This window comes from Streptomyces sp. NPDC047000, assembly GCF_040644295.1.
Taxonomy (GTDB): domain Bacteria; phylum Actinomycetota; class Actinomycetes; order Streptomycetales; family Streptomycetaceae; genus Streptomyces.
Map to the genome: position 1 here is coordinate 1 of NZ_JBEYWE010000057.1, position 10,782 is coordinate 10,782.

The 10,782-nt window shown below is 70.6% G+C and carries 7 protein-coding genes; 1 reads left to right on the forward strand and 6 read right to left on the reverse strand.

The window, feature by feature from the left end; all coding sequences use genetic code 11:
• Window positions 1–646: 646 nt before the first annotated feature.
• A complete protein-coding gene (ppdK, locus tag ABZ862_RS37850) occupies window positions 647–3,340 on the forward strand; it encodes a pyruvate, phosphate dikinase (RefSeq protein WP_360968996.1) in 2,694 nt (897 codons plus the stop codon).
• 233 nt (window positions 3,341–3,573) lie between these two features.
• Here ppdK and nirD read toward each other — a convergent pair whose 3' ends face one another.
• From nirD to ABZ862_RS37880, 6 genes are all read right to left on the reverse strand, one after another.
• Window positions 3,574–3,924 carry a nitrite reductase small subunit NirD gene (gene nirD, locus ABZ862_RS37855; protein ID WP_360968999.1) on the reverse strand — a complete coding sequence of 117 codons (351 nt, stop codon included), beginning with the start codon at window positions 3,922–3,924 and terminating at the stop codon, window positions 3,574–3,576.
• Complete coding sequence (gene nirB / locus ABZ862_RS37860) at window positions 3,921–6,530, reverse strand: nitrite reductase large subunit NirB (protein ID WP_360969002.1); 2,610 nt, start codon at window positions 6,528–6,530, stop codon at window positions 3,921–3,923. The genes nirD and nirB overlap by 4 nt, the downstream gene beginning before the upstream one ends.
• Window positions 6,530–7,816, reverse strand: a complete 1,287-nt coding sequence (locus ABZ862_RS37865) for an FAD-dependent oxidoreductase (RefSeq protein WP_360969005.1) — start codon at window positions 7,814–7,816, stop codon at window positions 6,530–6,532. Before ABZ862_RS37865 ends, nirB begins: the two co-directional genes overlap by 1 nt.
• A 207-nt stretch (window positions 7,817–8,023) precedes the next feature.
• Window positions 8,024–8,620, reverse strand: coding sequence for a class F sortase (locus ABZ862_RS37870; protein ID WP_360969014.1), 597 nt, complete (start codon window positions 8,618–8,620; stop codon window positions 8,024–8,026).
• Between the two features lie 199 nt (window positions 8,621–8,819).
• Complete coding sequence (locus ABZ862_RS37875; protein ID WP_360969008.1) at window positions 8,820–9,365, reverse strand: hypothetical protein; 546 nt, start codon at window positions 9,363–9,365, stop codon at window positions 8,820–8,822.
• Between the two features lie 619 nt (window positions 9,366–9,984).
• Window positions 9,985–10,617 carry a hypothetical protein gene (locus tag ABZ862_RS37880; RefSeq protein WP_360969011.1) on the reverse strand — a complete coding sequence of 211 codons (633 nt, stop codon included), beginning with the start codon at window positions 10,615–10,617 and terminating at the stop codon, window positions 9,985–9,987.
• Between the last annotated feature and the right edge of the window lie 165 nt (window positions 10,618–10,782).

The following is a 10,782-nucleotide window of genomic DNA, read 5'->3' on the forward strand; positions in this document are numbered from 1 at the left end:
CCGCGCCGCGCGCCCTCCCGCTCGCCGCCGCCGGGGCCCAGGCGGGCCCGGCGCGGCGGCCCCGCGCCGGCGGGCGCGCGCGCGCGCGCGGCCGCCGCGCGCCCCCCCCCCCCCCCCCCCGGGACGGGAACGGGAAGGGGCGGCGGGGGCGACATCCCTCCGGCCCCCACCCCCCGCCCCCGATGACAGCCACGTTTCCGGCAGGAACCCCGTCCGCATGCTGAAACCCCTCACCCCACCCGAAGAGTGATTCTCGCCACTCTTGATAAGCCTCCCGCTCAAACGAGCGGAGCACCCCCGTTTGCACTTCTCCAAGAATTGGCACTCCGTGCCACCCCCTGATCGTTCATCGATCGAACTCACCCGTGCGTAGAGCTGCTCACCTGAGCAATCCCGCTCCGCTCCGTGCACCACCGCGTTCAAGAGGTGAAAACACCCGCCCGCCCGGGCTTGCCAAGCCTTGACTTCGGATCCCTGGCAGCCGCCCGGTTACCGGCATGTGACTCCGCGGTGGCCGTACCCACTCACCTTCGATCTGGGTATGTTCCCCACGTCAGGGCAGCCACCGAGCCTCGAGGAGTCGAGACCCGTGTCGGAAAACTCGGAAAACAAAGATCCTCACGTACCCGGGGCGGAAGCCGAAGGCGTGAAGCTGGTCTACGACTTCACCGAGGGCAACAAGGACCTCAAGGACCTCCTCGGCGGCAAGGGCGCGAACCTCGCCGAGATGACCAACCTGGGCCTCCCGGTCCCGCCCGGCTTCACCATCACCACGGAGGCATGCAAGGTCTACCTGGACAGCGGCGAGGAGCCGGCGGCACTCCGTGCCGAGGTGAGTGCGCACCTCGACGCGCTGGAACAGCGGATGGGCAAGAAGCTGGGCCAGACCGACGACCCCCTCCTCGTCTCGGTCCGCTCCGGGGCCAAGTTCTCCATGCCCGGCATGATGGACACCGTCCTGAACATCGGCCTGTCCGACAGATCCGTCCAGGGACTGGCCAAGCAGGCCGGCGACGAGCGCTTCGCCTGGGACTCCTACCGCAGGCTCATCCAGATGTTCGGCAAGACCGTCCTGGACGTCGACGGCGAGCTGTTCGAGGACGCCCTCGAACGGGCCAAGGAGGTCAGGAAGGTCACCGTCGACACCGGCCTGGAGGCCGCCGACCTGAAGAAACTTGTCGCCGCCTTCAAGAAGATCGTCAAGAAGGAAGCCGGCCGGGACTTCCCGCAGGACCCGCGCGAGCAGATGGACCTCGCCATCAAGGCGGTCTTCGACTCCTGGAACGGCGACCGGGCCAAGCTCTACCGCCGCCAGGAGCGCATCCCCCACGACCTGGGCACCGCCGTCAACGTCTGCTCCATGGTCTTCGGCAACCTCGGCCCCGACTCCGGCACCGGCGTCGCCTTCACCCGCGACCCCGCCTCCGGCCAGCAGGGCGTCTACGGCGACTACCTGCAGAACGCGCAGGGCGAGGACGTCGTCGCCGGCATCCGCAACACCGTGCCGCTCGCCGAGCTGGAGAACATCGACCAGGCGTCGTACGGCCGGCTGATGAGCATCATGGCGACGCTGGAGAACCACTACAAGGACCTCTGCGACATCGAGTTCACCATCGAGCGCGGTCACCTCTGGATGCTCCAGACCCGGGTCGGCAAGCGCACCGCCGGGGCCGCGTTCCGTATCGCCACCCAGCTGGTCGACCAGGGCCTGATCGACGAGACCGAGGCGCTCCAGCGCGTCAACGGCGCCCAGCTGGCCCAGTTGATGTTCCCCCGCTTCGACGACGACGCCAAGACCGAGCAGATCGGCCGCGGCATCGCCGCCTCGCCGGGCGCGGCCGTCGGCAAGGCGGTCTTCGACTCGTACACCGCCGTCAAGTGGTCCCGCTCCGGCGAACAGGTCATCCTGGTGCGCCGCGAGACCAACCCCGACGACCTCGACGGCATGATCGCCGCCGAGGGCATCCTGACCTCCCGGGGCGGCAAGACCTCCCACGCGGCCGTGGTCGCGCGTGGCATGGGCAAGACCTGCGTGTGCGGCGCGGAGGAACTCCAGGTCGACACCAAGCGGCGCCGGATGACCGTGCCGGGCGGACACATCGTCGAAGAGGGCGACGTCATCTCCATCGACGGCTCCACCGGCAAGGTGTACCTCGGCGAGGTCCCGGTCGTGCCGTCGCCGGTCGTGGAGTACTTCGAGGGCCGGATGCACCCGGGCGCCGACGACGCCGACGAACTCGTCGAGGCCGTGCACCGCATGATGGCCTTCGCCGACCGCAAGCGCCGCCTGCGGGTGCGCGCCAACGCCGACAACACCGAGGACGCGCTGCGCGCCCGCCGCTTCGGCGCCCAGGGCATCGGCCTGTGCCGTACGGAGCACATGTTCCTCGGCGACCGGCGCGAGCTGGTCGAACGCCTGATCCTCGCCGACACGGACGACGAGCGCCAGGAGTCCCTGGAGCAGCTGCTGCCGTTGCAGAAGACAGACTTCGTCGAGCTGTTCGAGGCGATGGACGGCCTGCCGGTGACCGTCCGGCTGCTCGACCCGCCGCTGCACGAGTTCCTGCCCGACATCACGGAGCTGTCGGTCCGCGTGGCCCTGGCGGAGTCCCGCCACGAGACCCATGAGAACGAGCTGCGGCTGCTCCAGGCCGTGCACCGCCTCCACGAGCAGAACCCGATGCTGGGCCTGCGCGGCGTACGCCTCGGCCTGGTCATCCCCGGCCTGTTCACCATGCAGGTGCGGGCGATCGCCGAGGCCGCCGCCGAACGCAAGGCGGCCAAGGGCGACCCGCGCGCCGAGATCATGATCCCGCTCGTCGGCACCGTCCAGGAGCTGGAGATCGTCCGCGAGGAGGCCGACCAGGTCATCGCCGAGGTCCAGCGGGCCACCGGCACCGAACTCAAGTTGGCCATCGGCACGATGATCGAGCTGCCGCGCGCCGCCCTGACCGCCGGTCAGATCGCGGAGGCCGCGCAGTTCTTCTCCTTCGGCACCAACGATCTCACCCAGACCGTCTGGGGATTCAGCCGGGACGACGTCGAGGCGTCCTTCTTCACGGCGTACCTGGAGAAGGGCATCTTCGGGGTGTCGCCGTTCGAGACGATCGACCGGGACGGTGTCGGCTCCCTGGTCCGGTCGGCGGTGAAGGCGGGCCGTGCGACCCGGCCGGACCTGAAGCTCGGCGTGTGCGGCGAGCACGGCGGCGACCCGGAGTCGGTCCACTTCTTCCACGAGGTGGGTCTCGACTACGTCTCCTGCTCCCCGTTCCGCATCCCGGTGGCCCGCCTGGAGGCGGCCCGCGCGGCGACCAGCTCGACGGGCAGCGACCACCGCTGACCCGGTCACCCCCCGGGTCACCCTCCCCGACCCCGGAACCGTCACCGGCAACCCGACCCTCACGCCAAGGCCGGGACGGCTCCGGCGCACCAAAGAAAAGAAGAAGGGGCGGCACCCTTCGCATGGCCTGTGCGGGGCCTGCGAGGGTGCCGTCCCTTCTCCGCTCCCGGCGGCCGTAGCTCTCGCTCACGGGGCACCACGGCCCCGGCCCCGGCGCGATCCGCCGGACGGCGCTACGCCGCCTCGACCTCGTACGCCGCGACGCGTACCGACTCGTCGTCCAGGCACTGCCCGGTCGCCAGGTCGAAGCGCTGCTTCAGCAGCGGGGAGGCCACGAACGGGTGGCCGGCGCTGGTGCCGGTCAGACCGCGGGAGAGGACGGCCGCGCCGGTGAACGGGTCCCGGTTGTCGATGGCGTAGAGCCGGTCGGACCGGTCGCGGAACACGGCGATCTGCCGGCCGTCCGGCAGCAGGGCGGCCACGCCCCGGCCGGGCAGCAGCCGGTGCAGCTCGCAGACCGCGAACGGCCCGTCCTCCAGCTCGACTCGCACGGTCAGGTCGGTCTTCTCGGGTGCCATGGTCATCGCTGGGCACTTCCTTCCAGGGGACGGTGGCCGATGGTGAGCAGCGGCAGGTCCGGTTTGATCTGGTCGCGCTCCGGGACGAAGCCGACGACCGGGTCGGGGGTGTCCGGGGCGTTGACGAAGGACACGAACCGGGCGAGTTTCTCCGGGTCGTTGATGGTCTCGGCCCATTCGTCGCGGTAGCCGGTGACATGGTCGGCCATCAGGGACTCCAGCTCCCCGCCGATGCCGAGCGAGTCGTTCACGACCACGTCGCGTACGTGCTCGAGGCCGCCCGGGATCCGGTCCAGCCAGGTCGAGGTGCGCTCCAGACGGTCGGCGGTGCGGATGTAGTACATGAGGAACCGGTCGATGAGCCGGATGAGTCCGTCGTCCGACAGGTCCTGCGCCAGCAGGTCGGCGTGGCGCGGGGTGGCGCCGCCGTTGCCGCCGACGTAGAGGTTCCAGCCGTTGGCGGTGGCGATGATGCCGAAGTCCTTGGACTGGGCCTCGGCGCACTCGCGGGCGCAGCCGGAGACGGCGGACTTGAGCTTGTGCGGCGAGCGGAGCCCCCGGTAGCGCAGCTCCAGGTCGATCGCCATCCGTACGGAGTCCTGGACGCCGTAGCGGCACCAGGTCTGCCCCACACAGGACTTCACGGTGCGCAGCGACTTGCCGTAGGCGTGCCCGGACTCGAAGCCGGCGTCCACCAGCCGGGTCCAGATCAGTGGCAGCTGCTCGACGCGGGCGCCGAAGAGGTCGATGCGCTGGCCGCCGGTGAGCTTGGTGTAGAGGCCGAAGTCCCGTGCGATCTCACCGATCACGATGAGCTTCTCCGGGGTGATCTCACCGCCGGGGATGCGCGGGACGACCGAGTAGGAGCCGTTCTTCTGGAGGTTGGCGAGGAAGTGGTCGTTGCTGTCCTGGAGCGAGGCCTGTTCGTCGTCCAGGACGTAGCCGCTGGCGCCGATGGTCGGGGCGAGGGAGGCGATGATCGAGCCGACGGTCGGCTTGCAGATCTCGCAGCCGTCGCCGCCCCGGGCGTCCTCGCGGCCGTGGCGGTCGAGGAGTTCGCGGTACGAGGTGATGCGCAGCGCGAGGACGATCTCGTAGAGCTCCTCGCGGGTCTGCGCGAAGCAACCGCACAGCCCCTTGTCGACCTCGACGCCGGACGCCTCCAGCTCGGCCGTGACGAGCTGGCTGAGCACCTTGAGGCAACTGCCGCAGCCCGTGCCGGCCTTGGTGCACTTCTTCACCTCGGGCACGGTGGTGCAGTGGTGCTCGGTGACGGCGGCGCGGATGGTGCCCTTGGTCACGTTGTGGCAGGAACAGATGACCGCTTCGTCGGGAAGGGCCGAGGGTCCCAGCTGGACGGGGCCGCTCGCCCCGGCGGGAAGGACCAGTTGTTCCGGCGAGACGGGCGGCACGGAACCGGTCAGCGCCCGCAGTGTGCCGTACGCCTCGGCGTCGCCGACCAGGATGCCGCCCAGCAGGGTGCCGTCGCGGCCGATGACGAGCTTCTTGTAGAGCCCGGCGCGGGAGTCGGAGTAGACGACGTCCAGGCAGTCCTCGGCGGTGCCGTGCGCGTCGCCGAAGGACGCCACGTCGACGCCGAGCAGCTTCAGCTTGGTGGACATGTCGGCGCCGGTGAAGGACGCCTCGTCCTCGGCGATGGTCGCGGCGACCGCGACCGCCTGCTCGTAGCCGGGCGCGACCAGGCCGTAGACCTGCCCGTCGGCCGCGAGCGCACACTCGCCGATGGCGAAGACGTGCTGGTCGGAGAGGGTGCGGCACTGTTCGTCGACGGCGATGCCGCCGCGCTGCCCGACCTCGAGCCCGCAGTCCCGGGCGAGCTGGTCGCGGGGCCGGATGCCGGCGCTGAACACCACCATGTCGGTGGCCAGCACGGACCCGTCGGACAGCTTCATGCCGGTGACCCGGCCGGCCTCGTCGGTGACGACCTCCTGGGTGCCGACGCCCGTGTGGACGCCGAGACCCATGTCCTTGACGGTGCGCAGCAGGGCCGCGCCGCCGCCCTCGTCGACCTGCACCGGCATCAGACGCGGCGCGAACTCCACGACGTGGGTGATGAGCCCGAGGCCCTTCAGCGCGCCCGCCGCCTCCAGCCCGAGCAGCCCGCCGCCGACCACCGCACCGGTCCTGGCCTGCGCCTTCGCGTACTCCTCGATGGCGAGGACGTCGTCGATGGTGCGGTAGACGAAGCAGCCCTCGGCGTCCTTGCCCGGGACCGGCGGCACGAAGGCGTAGGAGCCGGTGGCGAGGACGAGGACGTCGTAGCCGAAGACCTCCCCCGAGCGGGCGGTGACCGTCCGCGCGTCCCGGTCGATGCCCTCGGCCGGGTCCCCGACCCGCAGCTCGATGCCGTGCTCCGCGATGAACGCCATGTCCGTCAGGGACAGTTCGTCAGGCGTGCTGCCGGAGAAGTACGAGGTCAGATGCACCCGGTCGTAGGCGGGACGCGGCTCCTCGCACAGCACGACCACGCGGTGCGTGCCGGTCAGGCCGCGTTCGGCGAGCGCCTCCAGGAAGCGCTGACCGACCATGCCGTGGCCGACGAGCACGATGGTGGGGCGGGAGAGATCCCCTGCGGACGCGGTCGTAGGCATCAGGAGCCTCCGTCATTGGTGAGCAGATGGAGCAGAGGGCCGGTTTCGGGGAGCGACTCTGCTCCCTCCCAGGCACGGGCCAGCACACCGACGGTGCCGAGTGCGCCGACGAGAACCCCGCCGACGAGGCGGTCGTCCCGGACGACGACCTTGCGGTAGGTACCGCGTGTCGCGTCCGCGAGCTGGATCACGTCGTCGCCCGGCTCCGCCTCGGTTCGGCCGAAAACGGCGAGGTCAAGGACGTCGTCGCCGGTGAGCGTGAGGCGGGTGAGGGCGCGAGTGCCACTATATTGGAGTCTGGTACTCCGATTTATGGGACCGAACGGCCCCCCTGCTGGTACGAACGGCGGTACCTCGTCCGGGACCCCGTCCGGGACCTCGGCCAGCGCCCCGGCCAGTGCCTCCGCCTGTTCGAGCGCGGGAGCGGCGAGCCCGTAGACGGTCCCGTCGTGCTGCGCGCAGTCGCCGATGGCGCGGACGGCGGGGTCGGAGGTGCGCAGCTCGTCGTCGACGAGGACGCCGTTGTGGACGGCGAGGCCCGCGTCCTCGGCCAGCTTGGTGCGCGGCCGGATGCCGCAGGCGAGGACGACGAGATCGGCGTCGAGGGTGTAGCCGTCGGCCATCTCGACGGAGCGCACCGCACCGTCCTCGCAGCGCACGTCCCGCACCCGGCACTCGGTGTGCACCTCCACGCCGACGTCCCGCAGATACCGCAGGACGAGCTTCGAGGCCGTCGGGTCGAGCTGACGTTCCATCAGCCGCTCGGCCTGCTGGGCGAGGACGACCTGCGCCCCGCGCGCCGCGAGGGCGCGGGCGGCGGACACGCCGAGCAGCCCGCCCCCGATGACGACGGCGCGTACCCCGGGCCGTACGGCCTCGGACAGCCCGAGACAGTCGTCCATGGTGCGGAACGCGTGGACGCCTCGGGGAAGTTCGCCGTTCCCGGCGCCGAACAGGCCGCGCAGCGGCGGAAGTACGGGATTGGACCCGGTGGCGAGCACCAGGGTGTCGTACGCGATCACGGAGCCGTCGGCACAGCTGACGGTCCGCCCCTCACGGTCGATCCCGGTGACCCGGCCGCGCAGCAGCCCGTCGAACGCGGGCAGGGCGATCACCTCGGGGGCGTACCGCCCGGCCAGCACCTCGGCGAGCAGCACACGGTTGTACGGTGCGTGCTCCTCCTCGCCGATCAGCAGCGCGGGCGTGCCGAGCTCACCGAGCCGCTGGGCGAGCCGTACGCCCGCGAGGCCGGCGCCGATCACCACCACACGCGAATTCGAGGTCATGCACGGCAGCCTGCGGGGCGGACGTTACCCGGCCGCATCACGTCTGTTTCCCGCGGGGAACGCTGCGCTCAGCGGGGGCGGGGGAGTGGTGTGAGGGAGCTGGGCGAGGGTGCGGAAGGTCTGTGAGGAGCTGGCCGGCGTGCTGTTCGCGCAGCTCAGGGGGCTGCGGTTCTTGCGCCTCGAAGCCCGCGCCCCCGGTCCCGGGCCTCAGCGGCTGCCGGTGAGATGGGCGAACACCACGACGTTGCCCCGGTAGCCGGTGGCGTGCGAGTAGCCGCCGCCGCAGGTGATGACGCGCAGCTCGGGCCGTGCGGCGGCCCCGTAGACCTTCCGGTCGGGGAAGCGCTCGGTGGAGTACACCTCGACGGAGTCGACGACGAAGACGGCGACCCGGCCGTCGCGCCGGTCGACCTCGACGGTGCTGCCGCGCCTGAGGGCGCCGAGGCCGTAGAAGACGGAGGGCCCGTCGGCGTTGTCGACGTGCCCGGCGACGACGGCGGTGCCGGTCTCCCCGGGGGTGGTCCCGGCCTCGTACCACCCGGCGAGGTCGGTCCGGTCGGGCGGCGGCACGTCGAGACTGCCGGACGGGGTGAGCCCGAGGCCCATGAGGGCCGCGTCGACGCGGAGGGCGGGGATACGGATGCGGAGGGGAGGCGAGGGCGGCAGCGCGGCCCCGGCGGGCGGCTCGGCCCGGGGATCGACGCGGGCCTCGGCGGCGGCGGGCTGGGGCGGCGGATGCCCCTCGGTCCCGCTGCGCAGCAGCCAGACACCGGAGCAGAGGGCGAGAAGGGTGACCCCGGCTATGGAGGCGTCGCCGACACGACGACGGACACGGACCCGGCGGACCCGGGACGCCCGGAAGACCTGAAGGACCTCACGTCGCACCACGGCGGGACCCCTCTCTCCTCTCTCAGGCCCCCTGCCCCCTCCGGGCCACGGGGGGCGTCGGGCCCGGAGGGGAGGGGAAGTGCGGTACCCGCGGACGGACGGCGGAGGGTGTCCGTCAGATGATCCCGTCGCCTCTCGCCCGGCGATGCAGGAGCCAGGTACCGCCCGCGGCGGCGACGGCGAGAGCCGCCAGACCGGCCGCGGTCTGCACGGGGTCGGTCCCGAAGGCACCACCGACCCCCGTCTTCACACTGCCGTGCGGAAGGCCACCGCCGGAGTGCGTGGGCTCGGGCGAGGGAGGCGGCGTCAGCGACACCACCAGATCCCCGGCGACCTGCCGTCCGCCGGAGGGACACTGCGCGACGATCTCGTACGTCCCCGGCTGCGCGCTCTCCGGCACCCGGAACCGCCCGGCCACCTCACCGCCGCCGATGGCGGGCGCGAGGGTGAACGCTCCGGCACCGACGGCACTGGCGTCCCCGGCGGCGGCCTTGCCGTCCCGGCAGACCGTGGCCTTGGCGGTGACCTGGTCCCCGGGCACGGCGGTGGCCGGCACCAGCTCGAGCACCTGCCCGTGCACGCCGTAGGCGATCCCGGCGGCCAGCCCCGCCCCGCCCACGGCAAGCACGGCACCGGTCAACAGACGAGCGCTACGACGCATCACCACTCCTCCGGGCTCCTCGGGGGCGCCTTCGCATCCGGACACTTCCGAGGAAAGGACGAGGAGAGCGCGAGCGCGCGCCGAGAGGGCGCGGAAGAAGGGGGCAGGGCGATGGGAAGACCCTCTGCCCTGCAGTTCGTTTCCGCAGGTCAACGCCTCATGGGGAACCGTCTGCGGACGTACGGTGAAAGAGCGGGGTACAGGGGTGTGAACGGGTGACCCGGCTCTCCGTGGCGAGATACGTGAACATGGAGTCCACATCCTCGTGGCTGGTGATGTGCCCGGCCGCGATGTCCTCCCCGGCCTGGCGCTCGCCCGCCTGCCGGCGATCCGTCCAGAACCACGCCGGAGCAGTGTGTGCGCCCGCTGTGCCGGGGTCGGTCGGAGCCAGGAAGGCCTCCTCGCGTACTCAGAGTGTCAGACGAAGGGCATCCCACCGGGGAGAACTCCCGGCTGAAGAGGGCGGCCGCCGTAGCTGACCGATGCTGTCACCGCAGTCCGGTGCCCCCGCGCGCAGAGTCCAACTCGCCGTCCCGATCGTGTGACCGTTTCGCGCATACGCCCGCTGGTGCGCCCCGCCAGGGGAACCGGCAACTTGATCACCGGAGTGGAACCGCTACTACGCTGACGTCAGAATCCGGTACATACCCTGGCCGTCCGCCTGCGCTTCTGAGTCTTCCAGCGCTCGCCAAGCCGCATGATCCGCATCTCGCAGAGCCTCCGCCAACTTCAGCTTTTTACGATCCGACTTCGTCAGCCGGGGCTTAAGGTCAAAAGGATTGACGGGCAGAGAGAGCAGAAACGCCAAATCGCGGTAGTGCTTTTCTTTGGGTGCGGTAGGAATGCCAAGAGCAGCCGCCTTCGCGACGATCGCCCCGAGCAAACTCGGACGATGGATCACCCCGACTCGATCGCCGAGTTGCGCCCAGATGCTTTCGCTCCGCTGCACGGCTTGGCGTCCTCCAGGTACTTCCAGCGTCGTACCTGGCGGTGTAGTAGTGAGATTAACTCTCTGCCCAAGATTATCCGGAGCGAGCAAGTCGACAATCAGGGTGCCCGCGGAATCGTCACGCTTGTACCTGTGCGTCTTGCCTTCCGGGGAGATCCCAGCGGATTCAAATCCCATCTCTTCAAAGGCGCCTACGAGCATACGCAAACTCTGCTGATCAGATACGACGTCGGCCAGCACATCAAGGTCAAGACTCGCCGCTGGGGGAGTTCTCCCGTGTTCCAATCCATGCAGCAGCACCATTTGGCCACCGATTAGTGTCCAGCCCTGGGGGACCTTCTCGGAAAGGTCCAAGAGAGTCCCCCAAAGGCCCACTAGTGTCCTGAGTCGGAAGTTTGCGGGCGGTTGTAGGGTGGGGTGATGCCGGGTCCGAAGCCGTTGCTGCTCGAGTTGTCCGATCACGAACGC